Genomic DNA, 20886 nt, shown 5'->3' with positions numbered 1-20886 from the left:
TAGTGACACACTTCGCATCTTCACAACAGAAAATTGTTTGTGCTGGTAGGATGAGTTAATACTTTGTTAAAAATGAAACATAATATTAACCCAAGAAGTGCGATTAATCAGGAGTACTACTTTGGAAAAAGTCTGGCTTAAACGTTATCCGGCAGATGTTCCGGCTGAAATTGACCCGGACCGTTTTGCATCCCTTGCTGAGATGCTTGAAAACGCTGTCGCAAATTACGCAGATCAACCCGCCTTTATCAATATGGGCGAGGTCATGACTTATCGCAAACTTGAAGAGCGTAGCCGTGCTTTTGCAGCATACTTGCAAAACGGCTTAGGATTAAAAAAAGGTGATCGTGTTGCCTTAATGATGCCTAATTTACTGCAATATCCTATCGCGCTTTTCGGTATTCTTCGTGCAGGCATGGTTGTCGTAAACGTAAACCCACTTTACACACCAAGAGAACTTGAACATCAATTAAATGACAGTGGTGCAAATGCCATTGTAATAGTCTCTAACTTTGCGCATACGCTCGAAAAAATCGTATTTAATACCAGTATTAAACACGTTATTTTAACCCGAATGGGTGATCAGCTATCTCGTCCTAAAGCAACATTAGTCGACTTTGTTGTTAAATATATCAAACGATTAGTGCCTAAATATAACTTGCCTGATGCCATTTCATTCCGTAGAGCAATGCATTTTGGTTATCGTATGCAATATATCAAACCTGAAATTACAGGAAGTGACCTAGCTTTCTTGCAATACACAGGGGGAACAACAGGTATTGCTAAAGGTGCTATGTTAACGCACCGCAATATGTTGGCAAATCTTGAGCAAGCAAAAGCGGCTTATGTACCTGCACTAAATGTAGGTAAAGAGCTGGTGGTTACAGCGTTACCGCTATATCACGTTTTTGCTTTAACCGTAAACTGTCTGCTCTTTATTGAAATTGGTGGTAAAAATTTACTTATTACCAACCCTCGTGATGTGAAAGGCACAATTAAAGAGCTAGGACGTTACCCTGTCACGGCAATTACTGGCGTAAATACTTTATTTAATGCTTGGTTACAAAATCCAGAATTCCGTCAGCTTGATTTTTCCAAACTAAACCTCTCTGTTGGCGGTGGTATGCCCGTTCAAAGTAGTGTTGCTAAAGAGTGGGAAGAGTTAACGGGTAAACATTTGTTAGAAGGTTATGGTTTGACTGAATGTTCTCCTTTAGTCACTGGTAACCCTTATAATTTGAAAAAATACAGTGGTAGTATTGGCTTACCTGTACCTTCAACGGATGTGAAGTTTATGGATGATGAAGGTAACGAAGTTGACCGCACTGTAGGCGGTGAAATGTGGGTTCGTGGTCCTCAAGTAATGAAAGGTTATTGGAATCGTCCTGATGCAACTGATGAAGTTTTACATGATGGTTGGGTTGCAACTGGTGATATTGCTACAATGGATGACGAAGGCTTTATTCGTATCATTGATCGCAAAAAAGATATGATCTTAGTTTCAGGCTTTAATGTATACCCTAATGAAGTCGAAGAAGTTGTCACGGCGCATCCTAAGGTTTTAGAATCAGCTGCAATTGGCGTACCGAGTAAAAACTCAGGTGAAGCAGTTAAAGTTTTCATTGTGAAAAAAGATCCATCATTAACAGAAGATGAGATAAAAACACACTGTCGTCGTTACCTAACAGGTTATAAAGTACCTAAAATTATTGAGTTCCGCGATGAATTACCAAAATCAAATGTTGGTAAAATTTTACGCAGAGAGTTAAGAAATGAAGAAAAAGAGTTGAAAACCTCAACTGAATCTTGATACAACACTCAATAACCTTTTTCAATTTCGCCGGTTTATACCGGCGTTTTTGTGATTACATAAAAAAGTCATTAGACATAAAAATAAGAGAAACCTGTTTTGAATTATCAATTGATTACGACAGACACTGCATTAGATACCGCCTGTAAAGCCGCTTCTGAGGCTTCACAAATAGCTTTAGATACAGAGTTTGTCCGCATACGAACCTATTACCCACATCTTGGTTTGATCCAGATGTATGACGGTAAGCAGATCTCTCTTATTGATCCGTTAGCAATTAAGGATTGGGCTCCTTTTGTTGAGCTACTAACAAACTCAGACATTATGAAGTTTCTCCATGCGGGAAGTGAAGATCTCGAAGTCTTTTCTCACCAGTTTGGCTGTGTTCCAACACCTATGATTGACACTCAAGTCGTTGCTGCATTCTTAGGTCATCCCATTTCTTGTGGTTTTGCGACATTAGTTGAGAAATATGAAAATGTTGCACTCGATAAAAGTGAATCTCGAACAGATTGGCTAGCGCGACCTTTAACTGAAAAACAGTGCCAATATGCCAGCGGTGATGTTTTCTATTTGCTACCTTTAGCTGAAAAATTAATTAAAGAAGCTGAAGAAGCAGGCTATATGGATGCCATTGCAGATGAATGCAACATGATTGCAGAACGTCGACAAGAAACGGTTGTACCAGAGCTTGCCTATCGTGATATTAGCAATGCATGGCAATTAAAAGGCCAACAGCTAGCATGCTTACAAATGCTTGCTCAGTGGCGTTTAAATCAAGCTAAATCTCGTGATATGGCATTAAACTTCGTTGTAAGAGAAGAACATTTATGGTCTGTTGCTCGTTATTTTCCTTCATCACTAGCAGAATTAGATGCGTTATCGCTTTCTGGTCAAGAAATTCGTTGTCATGGTCGTCGCTTATTAGATTTTGTTGCTAAGGCAAAAGAAATTAAAGATGAAGATTGCCCAGAGCCTATTGGCAATTTAATTGAACAACCAAACTATAAAAAAGCGTTTAAAGCAATCAAATCGGTTATTCAAGAAATTAGTGAAGACAAGCGTTATAACCCTGAATTATTAGCCTCAAGAAGACAAATAAATCAATTATTGAGTGTTCATTGGAAAATAAGAGAAGGGCAACCTGAGCTTACTTCACGCTGGCGTAAAGCCTTATTAGAAGAAAAAGTCACTGAAATTTTGGCACAATATTCCTAAATTTGTTAACGGCTTATTTTCTAATAGCAAATACTTGAAATGAAGTCGGTATCATTAGTTCAATAAATAGGAGTCTCTTTTGAGGCTCTTATTTTTTGCGCACAAAAAAATCGCCTATAAAAAATAGGTGATACGGATTAATAAGCTAAATAAACAGGGCGTAAAATAAACGTTATAACGGAATAAAAAAACTCCTTTGACTTATCACCAATGATCAAAATAGCAACGAGATATAGCGCTATTTGCGCATTCAGGTGTATTCAATTTGTATATAATTAAACACAGAGCCAATCAAATTAATTATAGTTCATGGCTGGCTCTGTGAATAATGACTTATATAAAGCGTAAAATATGATTTACTTTGTAGGTTCTTCACTCTCAGGTAAAGTCACATTTAGCTCTAATACAGAGATATCATCACCTTTTTGTTCAAATTGAACTGAAAGCATCTCTGGATCTATCTGCACATATTTGCAGATGACACCTAATAAATCTCTTTTCATATCAGGTAAATAAGCTGGCTCGCTATCACCACGGCGGCGTTCTGCTACGATAATTTGTAGACGCTCCTTGGCAATATTAGCTGTCGACTTTTTACGCGACAGGAAAAAATCTAGTAAAGCCATCTTTTACCCCCCAAAAAGGCGTTTCAGAAAGCCTTTTTTCTCTTCTTCAATAAAACGGAATGGATGTTCTTCACCTAACAAACGATTTACTGTATCTGAATAGGCTTTACCCGCATCAGACTCGCTATCTAAAATAACAGGTTCACCTTGGTTAGATGAACGTAAAACAGATTGATCTTCTGGAATAACACCCAAGAGTGGAATGCATAGAATTTCAAGGACATCTTCCATACTTAACATATCACCACGGTTAACACGACCGGGGTTATAACGTGTTAATAGCAGATGTTCTTTAATTGGTTCTTCACCACGTTCAGCACGACGTGATTTCGAGGCAAGAATGCCTAAAATACGGTCGGAGTCACGTACTGATGACACTTCAGGGTTTGTGGTGATAACAGCTTCATCTGCGAAATAAAGAGCCATCAAAGCGCCACTTTCGATACCCGCAGGTGAGTCACAGATAATAAAATCAAAACCCATTTCATCAAGTTCATCTAATACTTGTTCGACACCATCACGAGTGAGCGCGTCTTTATCTCTTGTTTGTGAAGCAGGGAGAATAAATAGATTTTCTGTACGCTTATCTTTAATCAATGCTTGATTTAAAGAAGCATCACCCTGAATAACATTAACAAAATCATAAACAACTCTACGTTCACAACCCATGATAAGGTCTAGATTACGCAACCCAATGTCAAAGTCGATAACAACCGTCTTATGACCTTTTTGAGCGAGGCCGGTAGAAATGGCCGCGCTGGAAGTTGTTTTACCAACCCCACCTTTACCTGACGTAACAACAATAATGCGTGCCATGGAGTGATTCCTTGTCGATGCTCTAAATTAAGTTCTCGATTGTTAATTCATTCTCTTGCAAACTCAGTTGTACTGATTTACCAACAAAGTCTGTAGGAATTTGGTCGCTTAGCCAATATTGACCAGCAATAGAAACAAGTTCAGCAGACAGATGTGTACAAAAAATATGACTCTCTTGATCACCCGATGCTCCTGCAAGCACACGTCCACGTAACACACCGTAGACATGAACATTACCATCAGCAATTAATTCAGCGCCTGCACTTACATTACTGATAACGACTAAATCGCTATTTTGAGCATAAATACGCTGACCTGAACGCACAGGTGTATGGATGATTTTTGTTTTTTGACGAACAACTGTCGGTGCTTCATTCGTTTTATCGTTATTTGCCTGAGTGCTTGGCTTAACTATTTTACCTTCATTTAAGATAGGTAACTGTGCGGCAATTATCGCTTCTTTCTGTTGAGCGTTTGAACTACCACTAATTCCCACGACTCGTAAGCCAGCATCTTCTACAATTCGCCTCAGTTTTTTAAAATCAATATTTTCATCTGCTAAAGCAGAGACATTGATAACCACAGGTGCGTTTTTCAGAAATTGAGGCGCTTGTGCAATTTTTTCTGAAATAGCCTGACGAATAACTTTCGGTGTTCCATCGTTTAAATGGAGTACTGAAAGGGTAAAATTACTGCCTTTTAACTCAATGGGCGTGTTTGACATCTATCTGACTCAGTAAATTTTTTATAATCTGGCACAAAAAACCAGAGACGATATTACGAAAGTATATAAGCATGTTATATTTACTAAAATATTCAGGCAAGTCGCTTATTTTAATAATTAGAGTTTAATGAAAATGATTTGTGCAATTTACCGTAGTACCAAACGTGATCAAACTTATTTATACATCGAAAAAAAGGATGATTTCTCTCGAATTCCGGACGAATTATTACAAAGTTTTGGCGAACCACAATTTTCAATGTTGCTTAATCTCGCGGATAGACAGCGTTTAGCGCATGCTGACATTGAAAAAGTCAAAAAAGCATTAGTTGAGCAGGGTTTTTACTTACAAGTTCCACCCCCTGTCGAAAGTATGTTAAATGCTTATTTAGATGAATTAAAAAAATCAGAAAAAACTGAATAAATCATCGAGATAAAAGGAGCATAAATGTTCAAATATTCATTCATCGCTGTGATTGTTTCCGGTTTAATGTTATCTGCGTGTACTCATAGCCAACAAAAATTGGCTGAAAGGCAAATTACTGCACCAGAGGAAAAGGCAGTTGAAGCACAAAAAATGCCTCGATGGAAACAAGTGAATGTTGCATCGTTAGAACAAGCGTTTCCTAAAGACACTCGCACTTCTGCACAATTTCCTGCTTATGTTGAAGCGTTAAAATTGAAAGCAGCTCAATTGGGATATAAACAAGAAACAATAGATTTTGCTTTTTCAGAAGCACATTTTATTGAACGAGTGATTAAATCAGACCGTAATCAACCGGAAAAGAAAATCACACTCGATGTTTATTTACCGCGCATTGTCACCAATGGGCGTTTAAACCAAGGGGCTAAGCTTTATCAAGAGAATCAAGATACCCTAGAACAAATCAGCAAAAAATATGGTGTGCCTGCAAACTATATTGTTGCGTTATGGGGACTTGAGAGTGGCTTTGGTAAGGTGCAAGGCAAAGAAGATGTTGTCTCTGCACTTGCAACGCTTGCGTTTGAAGGCCGTCGAGAAGAACTTTTTGCTCGTCAATTGATGGCAGCATTAGAGATTATTGAAGAAGGACATATCCCTCAAGGACAGCGTCTCAAAGGCTCTTGGGCGGGGGCTATGGGGCAAACTCAGTTTATGCCATCTTCCTTCCTAACTTATGCCGCAGATGGCAATGGTGATGGAAAAATCGATATTTGGAATACTCAAGAAGACGCATTTGCTTCGGCTGCTAACTATTTAGCGACTGAAGGTTGGAAAAGTGGACTTCCTTGGGGAGAACAGGTTACTTTATCGGTAGATTTTAACCAACAGCTTGAAGGCATTAAGACCGAACAGAAAAAAACGGTCGCTCAATGGAAAGCGTTGGGTGTTCAATTACCTGTAAATAGCCAATTGAACGATGCTATGACTGTATGGTTAATCATTCCTGATGATGATTTGCACAGAAGCTATTTAGTAACACAGAACTTCCGTACGATTATGCATTGGAACAGCTCTTACTTTTTTGCCCTCAGTATTGTCACAATGGCTGATGGCGTTGCTAATAAAATAAATTCACTACCTAACGCGAGCTAATCGCGTTTTTATAGTGAAATAAAACACAGCAATTTACCTAAAAGGAACACATTATGTATCAACATCGTGATTGGGAAGGTGCGTTACTTGATTTTCCTGTCAATAAAGTGATTTGCGTTGGCAGTAACTATGCAAATCACATTAAAGAGATGGGGTCCGTTCGCTCAGAAGAGCCTGTGATTTTTATCAAACCAGAAACAGCAATGTGTGATATTCGCCAACCTATTGCTATCCCAAAAGATATGGGAGCGGTTCATCACGAAATTGAATTAGCGGTACTTATCGGTCAGCCACTTAAGCAAGCTAATGAAGATAGGGTTGATCGTGCAATTGCGGGTTTCGGTCTTGGTCTTGATCTCACATTACGTGACTTACAAGGTAAATTGAAAAAAGCAGGGCAACCATGGGAAAAAAGTAAAGCGTTTGATGGCTCTGCACCATTATCAGGTTTTATCCCTGTCAATTCATTTGGCGACCCGCAAAATGCGGATTTAATGTTACGTGTTAATGACGAGATTCGTCAGCAGGGTAACAGTCGTGATATGCTAACCCCTGTTTTACCCCTTATCAGCTATATGTCTCGCTTTTTTACTCTACGTCCTGGTGATGTGATTTTAACGGGGACACCTGAAGGTGTTGGTCCTCTAGAGTCAGGCGATATGTTGGTATTAAGTGTTAATGAACATCAGCTGACAACGCGGGTTATTTAATTCGTATTAGATGAGCAATAAGGTAATAACGTAGAGATGACACAGGCTTTTTGGCAGACTAAAACATTAGATGAAATGAGTGATGATGAGTGGGAATCGCTCTGTGACGGGTGTGGACAGTGTTGTTTACACAAGTTAATGGATGACGATACTGATGAGATATATTTTACCAATGTCGCTTGTAATCAGCTAAATATTAAAACTTGCCAATGCAGTAATTACGAAGATCGTTTCCGTTATGAGCCAGATTGTATCAAACTTACACGGTATAATTTACCAACATTTGAGTGGCTACCAATGACATGTGCGTATCGCCTGTTAGCAGAGGGTAAGACGTTACAAAGTTGGCATCCACTTATTGCAGGTAATAAAGCAAAAATGCACCAAGGCAATATTTCCGTAAGATATATTGCGGTACCAGAAACGGAAGTTGAAGATTGGGAAGATCATATTCTTAATCGTCCGAAAGGGCGTGGTTAATTACTTCTTTTCATTAAAAAGCGCCTTTATAGGCACTTTTTGTTAAAGGAGCTAAGTAATGACAATAGATATTGCTGGGTCAGCTATACCGATTGACATGATGTCAATGATAAAAAATTCCTGATTTGATGCCAATAAGAGAAAAAATATTCATCAAATAATCTTTTTAAGAAAATCTATTGACGAGATGGGAAATATAGTCCATGATTATTCTCATGGTGGGAAATTTGAATTTCACCAACTAAATGAATAAATGCCTCGCTTATGCGGGGCTTTTTGCATTTTAGTGCTGTGAAAATTCCCTCCATATTTTATAGCAAAATTCTGAGTCGTATTCAGTCATTGAAAAGCACATCAATATTAAAATGATGCGCTTTTCTTTATCGTTTATTACCAGAATTCACTAAAAGAGAAGAATGGATTTTCTCTTATCTAAAACATCAAAACTCGCTTCGGCGAGTTTTTTTGTTTCTTCATTTTATAAAAAGGAATTTTATATGAAACGTATTACCCCGATTATTTTATCACTTCTTATGGTTTCAACTAGCTATGCCAATTCAGAGACGATGGTAGGGCCTGATCTTGAAACACAACCATCTGCCGTTGCGCGTGATACTTCAATGCGTGCAATGAATGATGAAAACTGTGGTATTGGTTGTCCATTAGGAGGCAGTGAAACCACAATTCAACGTGATGTTTATACATTAAATAATAATAGCGAAACCAAGTTTGCGGACTGGGTTGCTTATTTAGTGACTAAAGACAGTATTGGTAGTGGTAAAGCACGTAACTGGAAAAAAGACCCAGCTTTAGGTAATGATGAAACCTTATCGCCAACGGATTACAAAAATGCCAATGCCACATTAAAAGTTGACCGTGGTCATCAGGCGCCTTTAGCTTCATTGGCTGCGTTGCCTGGTTGGAATGCACTTAACTATCTTTCGAATATCACACCACAAAAAGCAGATTTAAACCAAGGTGCGTGGGTGCGATTAGAAGATCAAGAGCGTAATTTGGCAAAAGAAGGTCATAAAGTCTTTACAGTTACTGGTCCTATCTATGAAAGAGATATGGGTAAATTGCCAAGTACAGATAAAGATCACACAATTCCAAGTGCTTATTTTAAAGTGGTTTTTCTAAATGATTCACCTGAAAACTCCTCTTATGCAGCGTTTATTATGGATCAACAAACACCGAAAAAAGCAAATTTCTGTGAATTCCAAGTAACTGCGGCAGAAGTGGAAGCACGTACAGGTCTAACACTTTGGAGTCAATTACCTGAAAGCGCTCAAGGTGTGAAATCTCAATCTGGTGAGTTAGTCAAAAAAATGGGATGTACGGTATTAAAATAAGATTTTAAACCGATTTCTTAGTAAGTAATAAAAAAGGTCACTCAATTGAGTGACCTTTATCAATATAGTTAAATGGCTATAATTTAGCGGTTTTCAAGATTAATAAGCTGGTGTCGCTGATTAAAAAACTTCTTATAGGTTAAATAGCAAGCAATAATGGTTGAAATACTGGCTGTTGCCATCAACATAAAAGTCACCATAATTTGATATTTAACAGCTTGTAATGGATCAACACCGGCAAAAATAAGCCCTGACATCATACCCGGTAAACTCACAATACCCACAGTTTTTGCTGCATCAACGGTCGGGATCAATGAAGATTTAATGCTATCTCGAATAATACTCATTGAGGCTAATTTAGGTGTCGCACCAAGGCTTAACATCTCTTGCAATTGCTGTTGTTGATTTTGAAAACGTTGACCCAAATTATTATAACAAAGCCCTGTTGCTATCATCGCATTACCCGCAATCATCCCCGTAATAGGAATAATTTGAATTGGTGTAAAAGCAATAGAACTGGTGAGCAATAAAATAGTTAAAGTTAATAGTGCCCCAGTTGTAATAGCAGTAAATGAGATCAGAAAAATATCTTTAACGTATTTACTTCGCTTTTTGGCATTATGAGCTGCGTTATAGCAGATAAATAACACCATTAAGAAGGTGAGAATAAAATGGTCAACATGGAAAATATAGGTCAAGACATAGCCAACAATTAATAGTTGAATAATGGCTCTTGCTGTACTCCAAATAATATCTTTTTCTAAAGCTAGTTTTTCTTTGCGACTAATAAAAATAGCCACGAGAACTAATAAAAGCGAGAAAATTAGAGATTCATTGCTTATCGTATGTTCGTTCATAATATTATGTTCGCTCATAACAAAAGGATGACTGAGAAAGAAATAAAAAATCAGGCATCATTGTGAGAAGGTAATAAAATCACATCATCAGCGTGTTTTATTTCATTTTGATCGTGAGTAACCCACAACACAGCAAGATTTTGATCTTTAACGTACTGGTGAATAACATCATTCACTTTTGTTTTATTATCTTCATCTAATGCACTTGTTATCTCATCAAGTAATAAGATTTTTGGCATAAATTGCAGATTTCTTATCAGTGAAATACGCTGCTTTTCACCGCCAGAAAGTTCATTAATTCCTTTTTTCATAATGGATTCAGGTAAACAAAAATAATCCAAATCATGTGCTAGTTTCTTATCATCCACTGAGAGTTTTCGTAAGAAATAAGGAAATTTAAGGTTATCGTAAACAGTTTCACCAAATAACATAGGTGTTTGAGTGCAATAAGAAACTTGTTGACGATATTCTTCGGGTGACAACGTTAAATAGTCTTTATTTTCAAAGAAAATTGAACCCTTGGTAGGTGATAATAGAGAAGCGACAATCTTGAGTAAGGTACTTTTACCACAACCTGAAGGGCCTGTGATAAGTTTAAATTCAGAAGGTTGAAGTTCAAAATTGATATCATCGAGGATAGTTTTGTTATCGACTCGATAACTTATTTTATCAAGACGTAAAAGTGCAGTCGTGCTTTCCATTCTTATCCCAAACTTAAAAGAGAGAATAATAATTATTATACAGAATTAACGATATAAAGATCCTGCTTTAAATCAGTTAGTAAGCAAATTTGTTACTATTGAAGTATAGGATAATAAGAATGCGAGCCTATAAAAAAGATAAAATTATTTTGTATATTGAGAGTACCACTGCTGTATATCGCTGATTATTTCATTCGTTAAACGCTCGCCTTGTTCATTATAAAACCCATGATCTAGTTTATTGTATTTAATAAATTTCACATTAGGCTGATTGATATCTTGGCTTAATTGATGAAATGCATCGACATTTACATTAGTGTCATTAAGTGTCTGAATAATTAATACAGGGGTGTGTTGATTACTTTTAATGACTTTGAGTAAATCGATAGTAAAAAATTGTTGCCACCATATTTTACTGTGTTCGCTTATAAATTGTTCATCATCTATTTGATTATTTTTTATTGCGTCAGCAAATTGCTGAAAGCCATTTAGAGCATCTTCAACGTGTTCTTTCGGTGTGGTATGGCGGATATTATAAAGAACATCATCAAGAAAAAAACGACCCCCGCCATTTAACGCAATAGCTGCTTTAATATCATTGCGCTTAGTTACCACTAAATGCACCATCGTGGCGCCTTCACTTCCACCAATTAAAATAATATTCGGATACTGTGAGGATAATTTATCTAACACAGCTTCATAATCTTCGATTCGTTGCTTGGGATTATCATGACGCTTATAGATTTTAGGGCAATCAACACGTTCACCATCATATTGTGAATACGGTAATAGGGCGGTAATACCGTATTTTTCCACCATGAGAACATCACTATTTGGTAACCACTGACCAAAGGTTTCTTGGATAAACATGTTATTTTTAATGCTGTTACAGTCAGAGCCTTGCATTAATACTAATAGAGTTTGGTTTTTTTCAGCTCGTTTATCCAAGTAATAGCTAATTTCACTACCATCTTTCCGTGGGAGTAGATGTGTCGATATTTTTGCATAACTTTCAAAAGAAGGAAGCAAAAAAGTAGAGAGTAAAAATAGAAGTGAAATGCGCATGATCACCTTATTTGTTTTTGTAGGGAGGTAATACGAAATTTTATTTTAATAATAAGTAAACAGCTAATTTAGTGAATTATTGTACAGAAACAAGTGATGAAAAATTTATCGCACAGATAGCCACTATGAAATTAATCTGCTCTTAATAAAATAGCCTGAAAATTCAAGCTATTTGAGGATCATCAATGGATGGGAACGAAATAATCAATCTCTAAGGTTTTTGGTAATTCCATTAAATCAACATCAGTTTCTATACTGACATACCTTTCAATATCAGCGCCTAAGCGACGACATAAACCTAATGCAGGTAGCGTATAAAAATAAATTTTCATCGCAAACTGCTTATATTCTTCTAATGTTCCCTTAAATTGAAATCGGACATAACGTCCTCCTTCTATCACTCTTTTTCTAAAACCACTGGTTTTTGTAAAATGATCTAAGTTATTCAAGCCAATTTCATAATCAATTTGGATTTTATTTTTACGTAAAGTATTGGGTTGATATGAGATAAGCACCGTACTTTCCGTAAAATTTTTATCAGTATACAGTAAAAAATCATTCCAAAATTGATGACGAATATCTTCATGTAATTTGCCAATATCTTCTATAGAGCAAAAATATTGATATTGCATGCCGTAAACATAACTGTCTGGTAATTCCATAATCTTAGGAATAGGCAAATCAATAACATCAAAATTAATGGGGGGCTGGAAATTATTACCACAAAGATTATCAAGTTTACGATATTCCGTTGGTGTAACACCAAATGTTGCTTTAAAGCGACGAGTAAATGACTGTTGAGAATCAAATTGATAACGCAATGCAACAGTGAGAATAGGTAACTTTGTTAACCGTAACTCTGTTGCAGCTTTTGTTAAACGTCTTCCTCGAATATACGAAGCAAGCGTTAAACCCGTTGCTTGTTTAAATACACGTTGTAAGTGCCACTTTGTGTAACCTGATTTAATTGCCACATCATCAAGTAACAACGGTTTTTCCAGATTCACCTCAATCCAGAGAAGGAGTTCTTTGATAATTTCTATATTAAATGAGGATAAGGTATTGGAGGGGATAAGCCCATTGTACTGAGATGACATGATGATTTCCTGAAAATATTTTGTTCAGTTTACACGAAACTGATACCCATATATTATTACATACTTATGGTATGTTTTAAGGGTTTTATCATGAAAATAAAATCACGGCAACAAGAGAATTCAGAGCAAACGCGCTCTGCGTTACGTGAAGCTGCACAAGAACTATTTATAAATCAAAACTATTGTGATGTTTCTGTTGATGAAATATCACGTCACGCAAGAGTAACGAAAGGGGCGTTTTATCACCACTTTAGTAATAAGAAAGCCTTATTAAAAGAGTGCTATCTTTTTCAGGTTGATAAGGTTGTTGAAAAACTGGTTCAAATTCCTACCTATGATGATCAATGGCAAGAGTTAGAGGCTATTTTTAGTTTCTGTGTTGATCATATTTATCAACATAAAGATAAGCTTATTCCCCTACAAGAAATAATTTCCGTTTTAGGTTGGAAGGAATGGGATGAAATTGATTCACAAATTCTTATTCCTCGAATAAAAAAATGTGTAGATACGCTTTATGATAAACAAGAAATTTGTACCTATTCTCCTGATATTGTCGTTAATTTAATTTATGGATTTGTTACGCATATTGCGATTAATTTAAAAAATGAAACTACATTACCTGAAAATGCTTGTAAGGATTTTAAAACGATATTTTCTGATTTTTTAATGGGAATGAAACAATCTTCAATAAATGTGAAAGACCATAAATAGCACAAAAATAATGATAGGTGTGATGTACATTGGGTAAAAATAAATAGAGTAAAGGATCAGAATATTATGACAATAGAAGTGCCTAAGAGTCATTTCACCGCAACGGGCATTGTATTCAATGAACAGGGCAAATTCCTTCTCCATTTACACTCTAAAATAGGTTGTTGGTTACCACCTGGTGGTCATATAGAAGAAAATGAAGAGCCACAAGATGCAGTATTAAGAGAAATAGAAGAAGAAACAGGCTTACTGTGTGAGTGTCTTTGCTATCAACCTGAATTTAGCCTTAACCTCAATAACAATGATGTTATTGAGCTTGTAAAACCTCTCGCCATTTTAAAAGAACCCATCCACGATAAAAAACAAGGATTTCATTATCACATTGATATGATTTACCTTTGCAAGCCGCTAAAAAATAGCCGATTAACAAATAATTCTTTCCAATGGCTTTCTTTGGAAGAAGTTAGAAAAATAGAAACCCCATTAAATGTGATAAGACTTATTGAACTAACTGAAAAACTATTAATAGAAAAAATTATTTAAATTTCTTAATAAAGCTAAATTACTCATAATAAATAAACAATAAAAGCGGTTTTTAGAAACTGCTTTATTTTTATTGGAAATAAAACACTTTTAAAACTCACTGTAAATTAATCTCAGAATTAAATTAATTAATGTTAATAGGTAAATATACCTATTAAAACTTAATATGAAAATACATAAATAAAATCAAAAAAACTAAAATATAATTAATAAATTATCTTTTTCTGAGTAAAATCACCTTCATTGCGGGATATTATATAGTTAATTTGTATCTTGGTGGCTAAAACAATCGTTTATTTCATAAATGAAAAATGGTTTTCACTATACTCTAAAGTTTTCTCTCATTATTACCGACATTATAAACAAAGGTAGATCCTACGTGCCTTTATATTCTAATGAATAAATCTTAGCCTTATTTTATTGACACTAGGGAATATGCTCTTTATCAGAGAAAGAGTGCATTCTGATATCTTACAAATGTACAGATAACAAACTCTGTATATTTTGATGGAATATGACCATGTTTAAAAATATCAGTATAGAAAAGACCGTTAAGGTCATGCTGGCCATTTTGTTTGCGTTGATTATGAGCATTATTTATTTTAGTTATGATGCTTCCACTCGCTCCTACAATAATTTCGTTTCATCAAATAGCCTCAGTCAGCAAATGTTACTTATGGGCAAAGCGCGATATCAAATGGCGGTGATCAGGGCAAATATTAATGGGTTAGATGGACAATTACGCGTTAATGAAAAACCCTCAGCAAAATACTTTCACCAAACTGCGGAATATATTGAAATAACGCGTGAAGAGATCCATCGTTGGTCAGATACGGAAAAACTCACCCAAGAAGGGCGAGAATTAGCCGATGATATGACAAAGCGTTTTGATGAACTGCTGGATATCTTCACTGGCGCGCTAGATAAACTGCGTAAAGGTGAGCTAACAACACACTCTGCCAGTGTTAAAATGGATGAGCTAAATGATATTACTATGCAATATTATGCTGTTGCTAATGGCATTGAGAATAGCTATATCGATATTGCAAAAACATCCCAAGAACGCTTGATGTTGGTGTCGATTTCTATTGGCACTGTCGTTATTCTCTTATTTATCTTTATATTACGTTGGTTCTCTCATACGTTTATTGGCAATATTAAAATCTTAATCAACATATTTAGTAAGATGAGCCAAGGCGATTTAAGTATGCGTGTAGAGAATCATGGTACTAATGAATTTGGTCAGTTATTCAATGAAATGAATAAGATGAAAAATTCATTAAGCCATATGATCGCATCTGTCAAAAATGCAGTGAATACCATCAGTGTAAGTGCAAGTGAAATTGCGACAGGAAATACTGATTTATCTTCCCGTACTGAGGAGCAGGCTAGTGCATTACAAGAAACTGTTGCGAGCATGGAGCAAATTAAAACAACAGTTGAGAAAAATGCGGATAACTCGCGTGAAGCTAGCAAATTAGCACTAACAGCAACGGCATCTGCTCAAAATGGCGAAAATGTGATGGATAGCGTGGTAGAGACCATGTCTTCAATCTCTGAAAGTGCGAAAAAAATTGCAGATATCAATGATATTATTAACAGCATAGCCAATCAAACGAATATTTTGTCACTGAATGCGGCAGTTGAAGCAGCAAGAGCAGGTGAGCAAGGTAGAGGATTTACCGTTGTTGCGTCTGAAGTGCGCAGTTTAGCTAGCCGCAGTGCCGAAGCTGCAAAAGAGATCAATGAGTTGATTACGCACTCTGTTAATAAAGTGCATGTTGGTTCGCAACAGGTTGCTCAAGCTGGACGTTCAATGTCAGAGATCGTTACAACCATTAATCAGGTAAATGACTTTATGCAACAGATTGCCCTTGCTTCTAATGAACAAAGCATGGGTATTAACCAAATCGCGTTGGCCGTCAGTGAAATGGATACCGTTACTCAGCAAAATGCAGCATTGGTTGAAGAATCAGCAGCTATCACAGCAAATATGGATGATGAAGCTCATCAATTAGCTAAATTGGTTTCACAATTTACAGTAGATGAAGAGAACGAAATTCTTTCACGTTTTGATTCAACACAATCAACAGAAGTTATCGACACTCAAGGAAAATAAGTGTCGTATCGATGATAAATAAAATAAGCCCCCTTGGCTAATCTATGGCGAAGGGGGCTTTTTATTACATTTATTCTTAATGCCTAGAATTAAGCTTTGATCTGATTAACGCACTCATTACCTGAAGCAATCTCTTTAATATTGTGCAGAGTTGTTTCACTAATACTGATTAAGGCTTCTTCTGTTAAAAATGCTTGATGCCCAGTAAATAACACGTTATGGCAAGAAGAAAGACGACGGAAAATATCATCCTGAATAACGTCATTTGATTTATCTTCAAAGAAAAGATCGCGTTCATTTTCATAAACGTCCATTCCCAGTGCACCAATTTTGCCTTGTTTCAATGCATTAATCGCAGCCGCAGAGTCAATCAATGCACCACGACTGGTGTTAATAATCATCACACCATCTTTCATCTGTGAAAAAGCAGTTTCATTTAATAGATGATGATTATCTGCGGTTAATGGGCAATGTAATGAAATTACATGGGAGTTTGCGTAAATCGTCGCCAAATCAACATATTCGGCACCTAAATCAAGTACAGCTTGGTTTGGGTAAGGATCATAGGCAAGTAACTTCATGCCAAAACCCTTTAATATGCGTAATGTTGCTAATCCTATTTTACCTGTACCAATAATACCGGCAGTACGATTATGCATATTAAAGCCAGTTAAGCCTTCTAATGAGAAGTTAGCATCACGAGTACGTTGATAAGCTCTGTGTATACGACGATTAAGTGACAGCATCATACCAACAGCATGTTCTGCAATAGCCTCTGGTGAGTAAGCAGGAACACGAACAACAGTAATGCCTAATTCAGCGGCGGCTTCTAAGTCAACATTATTAAAGCCCGCGCAACGTAATGCGAGAATACGTATATTAAGGCTAGCAAGTTCTTGTAAAACCGCACGATTTGCATCGTCATTGACGAAAATACAGACAGCATCAGCGCCAACGGCATTTTTTGCAGTTTGTTCTGTTAAATTAAAATCGAAATATTCAATATCATAATGATATCCATTATGTTGATTGACCCATTCCATGTGCTTACGATCATAATGTTTAGTACTATAGGAAACGATTTTCATCCAGTCTTCTCTACTCTCGATTAAATTTTTATTCAGAGGCTAGAAAAACAAGAATTATCCAGCCCCAATATGAAAGAAATTAATACTATCATTATAAACAATTTAACGAGGTAAGTGGATGATTCAGGTTTGTTTAAAAGGAATATAATGTGTTGTTAAGAAAAACAATCAAATGGACAGGGACGATACTACTAGGCGCCGGCCTAATAGGCACTGCTTTATGGGTGTCTATTCCTCGTTGGTTACCTGTTGTTGCTCATTATTACTTACCTGAAGGTGTAACTCTTTCTTTATCACAGCCCAAATTACAGCGTATGGGTGTTTCAATTGAAAACATCGTATTAAAGACAGAGAGTTGCACTTTAGCTAATCTTGATAACTTTGTTTTCTCTTATCAAAAAGAACAGATTGATAAACTGCAATTTAATAGCCAGCAACTTGCCATTGATGAACAATGTTTTTCAATGATGCCTGTAAGTAAGCAAGAAGAAACTGCAACCGTTCCTCTTGAGATAAATTCACTACTGACTTCAATACCTCATTTATTTGTCAACATCGAAAATGTACTCTTAAAAGAAAATGCGCGTTATCAAGGTTCTTTGCAATTAAGAACACAAAATAATGGAAGATTAATGACTTACCAAGGAGAAAATGTACAACTTGGTATTTTTATTAGAGATAACCAATGGCTTGATATTAAACGGTTCAAAGTTAATTTGCCTGATAACAATAACATTGAACTTGCTGCTGAAATAGCGCTTCCTCTTGATGTTGCTTCATTACCAGAAAAAGGAACCATTGATGCGACACTATTGACGTCTCACTACGCTCACCCATTGGTTATTATTCTTGAATGGGTAGGAAAATCTGGCACGATTTCGCTTGCTGAACAAGGTGGTGGCCATGCATTGGCTTTATTACCTTGGAAAGTGACATCCGAAAATATAGTGATTGAACAAGGTCGTTGGGAATGGTTTGGATTGGATCAACCTTTGCGAGGCGGTGTAAATATTAATATCGCTCAATGGCAAAAAGGATTGGCGGATTTAAGACTAACTGCACGATTAAACGTGATGACAGAAGGCAAAGCGGGAAAAGGGAATTTAGTGATATCGATTCCTGAAACCGCAGTAAATTGGTTAGATGCACAAATCCCTATTCAAATCACTGGTATTGTTAATAAAGAATTAATGCAAGCCAGTGCGCAATTACCTGTTAAAGTCACTGGCATGTTGACCGATCCTACTGTTGAATTTCAATCTGGCTCTTTGTTTCGTTTTAAAGGACCACTCACTGAAACGCTTACCATCACAGATGCTCGTTTACCTTTAGCTGGAACCACACTTTCATCAAATGGTTTTAATGGTCGTTTAAATGCGATAGTCGTTGCCCAAGATAGCATTTGGGGGGATTACCGTATTCATTTTCAAGGTAAGGCGATTGATTTTTTACCTGACAATGGGACTTGGCAATGGCGCTATTGGGGAGAAGGGGATTTATTACCTTTAAAAGCACGTTGGGATATCGCAGGAACAGGGTACTGGGCTGATAAAGTGGTTAGTTTTGAGAAACTCAATACAGGTTTTGATGTTTTAAAATATCAAAATACTACGATGACTGCTCCTCGATTATCTTTAGAAAGTCCGTTTCGTTGGGTAAGAGATGATAAAAAGCCTGTATTTAATGGAAAACTAAAATTAACGAGTCAACGTATTGATTTTCCTGCTGGTGGTTTTTTAGATAAGGCCGATTTTATTGCCACAGTTAATGGTGATTCCCCTTTTAATTTTAATGTAAAAGGCGAATTAAGTGCTAAACCCAATATAGGACCTATTGCAATAAATACGCGTTGGGATGGCGCAAGATTAAGAGGTCAAATGCGTTGGCCTTCACAACCTATTAATGTTTTTCAATCGCTCTTGCCTGAAGATTTAGGGATCACTCTTGATAAAGGTGAACTCTACACACAAGCAGATTTTTCTATTGCACCAGAACAAGGATTAATAGCAGGAGGGCATCTTGTTGTTAAACAAGGTGGAATGTGGCTTAAAGATGGTGTTTTAGAAGGTTTAGATTTTATTTTGCCTTGGCGTTTAAATGGCGACGAATGGCAATTAGGTGTTAAACAGCCTGTCCAGTTACGGATAAAGCGTGTTAATAATCTTTTTGACATGACGGATATTACGGCTGATCTTCAAGGTTTTTACCCTGCAACAGAAAATAAACCGTTAGTTCTATCTAATGTGAATGTTGCTATGCTTGATGGAACCATTTCATTGGCAAAACTCACAATTCCACAACATGATGCAGCGATTATTTCTCTTGATAACATTCAATTAAGTCATCTTTTTACTTTGTTAAAAGTGACGCAGTTTGCGGCATCAGGTAAAGTTAGTGGTGAATTTCCGTTTTTTATTAATAATAACCAATGGATTATTAAAGATGGTTGGCTGGCTAATTCATCTTATTTAACGTTAAGACTTGATAAGGATTTTGTGGATTCTATTGATGAAAATAATATGTCTGCGGGCGTTGCTATGGCATGGTTGCGCTATTTAGAGATCAGCCGTTCTTGGACTCGCGTTAATTTAAGTAATTTGGGTGAGTTGGTATTAGAAGCAGAAATCAATGGAACGAATCCTCTAGAAGATAAACGTCGACAAGTTAATTTAAATTATCGACATGAAGAAAATGTCTTCCAATTATGGCGAAGTTTACGATTTGGTTCACAATTGGAAGAGTGGTTAGAAAAGAGCTTATCAGATTTAGGGAGTGAGTCAGAGTGAAACCATTATTCTTAAGAAAACTATTCTTACTAACAGCTTTGATGATGGGAATATCAGCATTAACAGGATGTATTCGGTTAGAAGTCGCCACACCGGATAAGCCCATTAACATTAATATGAATGTAAAAATTGAACATGAAATTAATGTAAAAATAGACCGACAAGTTGAAGATCTCTTAAAAAATAACAGCGCCATTTTTTAAAGGATAAATGATGAATTATAAAAAATATTTCTTAAGTTTTGCGCTAATGATAGCTTTAGGCAGTGCAAATGCCATAGCATTAACGCTTGATGAAGCAAGATCACAAGGATTAGTAGGGGAAACCTTTAGTGGTTATATTGAGCTTGTGCAAACTAATAATAAGCAGGCTCAACAACTTGCTGATGAAATAAATCAAGCAAGAAAAGCAAAATATGCTGAAATTGCTAAAACTAACCAAGTAACACCTGATTCTGTTGCTCGACTAGCAGGTGAAAAATTAGTCGCAAGAGCTAATGAAGGTGAGTTTGTAAAGGGGATTAATGGAAAATGGGTAAAGAAGTAGTTAAATCTTAAATACAGACTTAACCTCATTTTATTTTTAAAGCACGATATATTATAAATTTCTA

21 protein-coding genes are annotated in these 20886 nt (G+C 36.4%); 13 read left to right on the top strand and 8 right to left on the bottom strand.

The genetic code is table 11. The features are described 5' to 3' along the window. Positions 1–121 precede the first annotated feature (121 nt). Positions 122–1810 carry a long-chain-fatty-acid--CoA ligase FadD gene (gene fadD, locus JEP71_RS01950; protein WP_109372247.1) on the top strand — a complete coding sequence of 563 codons (1689 nt, stop codon included), beginning with the start codon at positions 122–124 and terminating at the stop codon, positions 1808–1810. A gap of 99 nt (positions 1811–1909) precedes the next feature. Next, positions 1910–3028 carry a ribonuclease D gene (gene rnd / locus JEP71_RS01945; protein ID WP_198619999.1) on the top strand — a complete coding sequence of 373 codons (1119 nt, stop codon included), beginning with the start codon at positions 1910–1912 and terminating at the stop codon, positions 3026–3028. Between the two features lie 356 nt (positions 3029–3384). Here rnd and minE read toward each other — a convergent pair whose 3' ends face one another. Genes minE through minC form a run of 3 tightly spaced genes read right to left on the bottom strand, consistent with a single transcriptional unit; the run spans position 3385 to position 5194 of the window. Beyond that, positions 3385–3654, bottom strand: coding sequence for a cell division topological specificity factor MinE (minE, locus tag JEP71_RS01940; RefSeq protein WP_023582089.1), 270 nt, complete (start codon positions 3652–3654; stop codon positions 3385–3387). A 3-nt stretch (positions 3655–3657) separates the two neighbouring features. Next, positions 3658–4470, bottom strand: a complete 813-nt coding sequence (gene minD, locus JEP71_RS01935) for a septum site-determining protein MinD (RefSeq protein WP_109372249.1) — start codon at positions 4468–4470, stop codon at positions 3658–3660. A 22-nt stretch (positions 4471–4492) separates the two neighbouring features. Next, positions 4493–5194, bottom strand: coding sequence for a septum site-determining protein MinC (gene minC, locus JEP71_RS01930; RefSeq protein WP_109372250.1), 702 nt, complete (start codon positions 5192–5194; stop codon positions 4493–4495). A gap of 133 nt (positions 5195–5327) precedes the next feature. Here minC and JEP71_RS01925 point away from each other — a divergent pair, with 133 nt between their 5' ends. From JEP71_RS01925 to JEP71_RS01905, 5 genes are all read left to right on the top strand, one after another. Beyond that, positions 5328–5615: a YcgL domain-containing protein gene (locus JEP71_RS01925; protein ID WP_069369136.1), complete on the top strand. Its 288-nt coding sequence runs from the start codon at positions 5328–5330 to the stop codon at positions 5613–5615. 24 nt (positions 5616–5639) lie between these two features. After that, positions 5640–6767: a lytic murein transglycosylase gene (locus JEP71_RS01920; RefSeq protein WP_198625669.1), complete on the top strand. Its 1128-nt coding sequence runs from the start codon at positions 5640–5642 to the stop codon at positions 6765–6767. 53 nt (positions 6768–6820) lie between these two features. Next, a complete protein-coding gene (locus JEP71_RS01915) occupies positions 6821–7477 on the top strand; it encodes a fumarylacetoacetate hydrolase family protein (protein WP_100159367.1) in 657 nt (218 codons plus the stop codon). A 36-nt stretch (positions 7478–7513) separates the two neighbouring features. After that, positions 7514–7957, top strand: coding sequence for a YcgN family cysteine cluster protein (locus JEP71_RS01910; protein ID WP_088495473.1), 444 nt, complete (start codon positions 7514–7516; stop codon positions 7955–7957). A gap of 620 nt (positions 7958–8577) precedes the next feature. After that, complete coding sequence (locus JEP71_RS01905) at positions 8578–9309, top strand: DNA/RNA non-specific endonuclease (protein ID WP_232797488.1); 732 nt, start codon at positions 8578–8580, stop codon at positions 9307–9309. An 83-nt stretch (positions 9310–9392) separates the two neighbouring features. Here the strand turns inward: JEP71_RS01905 and fetB are convergent, their stop codons facing one another. The 4 genes from fetB to JEP71_RS17640 form a co-directional block, all read right to left on the bottom strand. Next, entirely contained in the window at positions 9393–10166 is a 774-nt protein-coding gene (fetB, locus tag JEP71_RS01900) for an iron efflux ABC transporter permease subunit FetB (RefSeq protein WP_109372253.1), read from the bottom strand. Positions 10167–10216: 50 nt separating this feature from the next. Continuing rightward, a complete protein-coding gene (gene fetA, locus JEP71_RS01895; protein ID WP_198625668.1) occupies positions 10217–10867 on the bottom strand; it encodes an iron efflux ABC transporter ATP-binding subunit FetA in 651 nt (216 codons plus the stop codon). A gap of 144 nt (positions 10868–11011) precedes the next feature. Then, a complete protein-coding gene (locus JEP71_RS01890; protein WP_198625667.1) occupies positions 11012–11932 on the bottom strand; it encodes an alpha/beta hydrolase family protein in 921 nt (306 codons plus the stop codon). Between the two features lie 182 nt (positions 11933–12114). Continuing rightward, positions 12115–13029, bottom strand: a complete 915-nt coding sequence (locus tag JEP71_RS17640) for a helix-turn-helix domain-containing protein (protein ID WP_109372256.1) — start codon at positions 13027–13029, stop codon at positions 12115–12117. A gap of 90 nt (positions 13030–13119) precedes the next feature. Here JEP71_RS17640 and JEP71_RS01880 point away from each other — a divergent pair, with 90 nt between their 5' ends. The 3 genes from JEP71_RS01880 to JEP71_RS01870 all read left to right on the top strand — a co-directional run bounded on the left by JEP71_RS01880 (position 13120) and on the right by JEP71_RS01870 (position 16402). After that, the gene (locus tag JEP71_RS01880; RefSeq protein ID WP_198620005.1) at positions 13120–13740 is read left to right on the top strand and encodes a TetR family transcriptional regulator; all 621 of its coding nucleotides are present in this window, start codon (positions 13120–13122) and stop codon (positions 13738–13740) included. Positions 13741–13806: 66 nt separating this feature from the next. Beyond that, positions 13807–14283 carry an NUDIX hydrolase gene (locus tag JEP71_RS01875; protein ID WP_198620006.1) on the top strand — a complete coding sequence of 159 codons (477 nt, stop codon included), beginning with the start codon at positions 13807–13809 and terminating at the stop codon, positions 14281–14283. Between the two features lie 520 nt (positions 14284–14803). Beyond that, positions 14804–16402: a methyl-accepting chemotaxis protein gene (locus JEP71_RS01870; RefSeq protein ID WP_198620007.1), complete on the top strand. Its 1599-nt coding sequence runs from the start codon at positions 14804–14806 to the stop codon at positions 16400–16402. Between the two features lie 89 nt (positions 16403–16491). On the opposite strand, the gene JEP71_RS01865 is transcribed toward JEP71_RS01870, so the two are convergent. After that, positions 16492–17490: a 2-hydroxyacid dehydrogenase gene (locus JEP71_RS01865; protein ID WP_109372260.1), complete on the bottom strand. Its 999-nt coding sequence runs from the start codon at positions 17488–17490 to the stop codon at positions 16492–16494. 149 nt (positions 17491–17639) lie between these two features. On the opposite strand from JEP71_RS01865, the gene JEP71_RS01860 reads away from it, so the two are divergent. From JEP71_RS01860 to JEP71_RS01850, 3 genes are read left to right on the top strand one after another with little or no spacing between them, the layout of a single operon-like run. Beyond that, positions 17640–20276, top strand: a complete 2637-nt coding sequence (locus JEP71_RS01860; RefSeq protein WP_198625666.1) for a YdbH family protein — start codon at positions 17640–17642, stop codon at positions 20274–20276. Continuing rightward, a complete protein-coding gene (locus JEP71_RS01855; RefSeq protein ID WP_100159376.1) occupies positions 20273–20479 on the top strand; it encodes a YnbE family lipoprotein in 207 nt (68 codons plus the stop codon). Before JEP71_RS01860 ends, JEP71_RS01855 begins: the two co-directional genes overlap by 4 nt. A 10-nt stretch (positions 20480–20489) precedes the next feature. After that, the gene (locus tag JEP71_RS01850; protein ID WP_198620009.1) at positions 20490–20822 is read left to right on the top strand and encodes a YdbL family protein; all 333 of its coding nucleotides are present in this window, start codon (positions 20490–20492) and stop codon (positions 20820–20822) included. Positions 20823–20886: the final 64 nt, after the last annotated feature.

Origin of the sequence: Proteus sp. PR00224 (assembly GCF_016238105.1) — a bacterium.
GTDB lineage: Bacteria > Pseudomonadota > Gammaproteobacteria > Enterobacterales > Enterobacteriaceae > Proteus.
Note: the sequence above shows the minus strand (reverse complement) of the source record. Positions and strands in the feature narration are given on the sequence as shown.

Excerpts from the sequence above, each read along its gene's own strand:
- JEP71_RS01915 (WP_100159367.1), top strand. The coding sequence starts at position 6,821 with ATGTATCAACATCGTGATTGGGAAGGTGCGTTACTTGATTTTCCTGTC.
- JEP71_RS17640 (WP_109372256.1), bottom strand. The coding sequence starts at position 13,029 with ATGTCATCTCAGTACAATGGGCTTATCCCCTCCAATACCTTATCCTCA.
- JEP71_RS01925 (WP_069369136.1), top strand. The coding sequence starts at position 5,328 with ATGATTTGTGCAATTTACCGTAGTACCAAACGTGATCAAACTTATTTA.
- JEP71_RS01850 (WP_198620009.1), top strand. The coding sequence starts at position 20,490 with ATGAATTATAAAAAATATTTCTTAAGTTTTGCGCTAATGATAGCTTTA.
- JEP71_RS01875 (WP_198620006.1), top strand. The coding sequence starts at position 13,807 with ATGACAATAGAAGTGCCTAAGAGTCATTTCACCGCAACGGGCATTGTA.
- JEP71_RS01880 (WP_198620005.1), top strand. The coding sequence starts at position 13,120 with ATGAAAATAAAATCACGGCAACAAGAGAATTCAGAGCAAACGCGCTCT.
- JEP71_RS01920 (WP_198625669.1), top strand. The coding sequence starts at position 5,640 with ATGTTCAAATATTCATTCATCGCTGTGATTGTTTCCGGTTTAATGTTA.
- JEP71_RS01890 (WP_198625667.1), bottom strand. The coding sequence starts at position 11,932 with ATGCGCATTTCACTTCTATTTTTACTCTCTACTTTTTTGCTTCCTTCT.
- fetA (WP_198625668.1), bottom strand. The coding sequence starts at position 10,867 with ATGGAAAGCACGACTGCACTTTTACGTCTTGATAAAATAAGTTATCGA.
- JEP71_RS01910 (WP_088495473.1), top strand. The coding sequence starts at position 7,514 with ATGACACAGGCTTTTTGGCAGACTAAAACATTAGATGAAATGAGTGAT.
- JEP71_RS01865 (WP_109372260.1), bottom strand. The coding sequence starts at position 17,490 with ATGAAAATCGTTTCCTATAGTACTAAACATTATGATCGTAAGCACATG.
- fetB (WP_109372253.1), bottom strand. The coding sequence starts at position 10,166 with ATGAACGAACATACGATAAGCAATGAATCTCTAATTTTCTCGCTTTTA.
- JEP71_RS01905 (WP_232797488.1), top strand. The coding sequence starts at position 8,578 with ATGCGTGCAATGAATGATGAAAACTGTGGTATTGGTTGTCCATTAGGA.
- JEP71_RS01870 (WP_198620007.1), top strand. The coding sequence starts at position 14,804 with ATGTTTAAAAATATCAGTATAGAAAAGACCGTTAAGGTCATGCTGGCC.
- minC (WP_109372250.1), bottom strand. The coding sequence starts at position 5,194 with ATGTCAAACACGCCCATTGAGTTAAAAGGCAGTAATTTTACCCTTTCA.
- minD (WP_109372249.1), bottom strand. The coding sequence starts at position 4,470 with ATGGCACGCATTATTGTTGTTACGTCAGGTAAAGGTGGGGTTGGTAAA.
- minE (WP_023582089.1), bottom strand. The coding sequence starts at position 3,654 with ATGGCTTTACTAGATTTTTTCCTGTCGCGTAAAAAGTCGACAGCTAAT.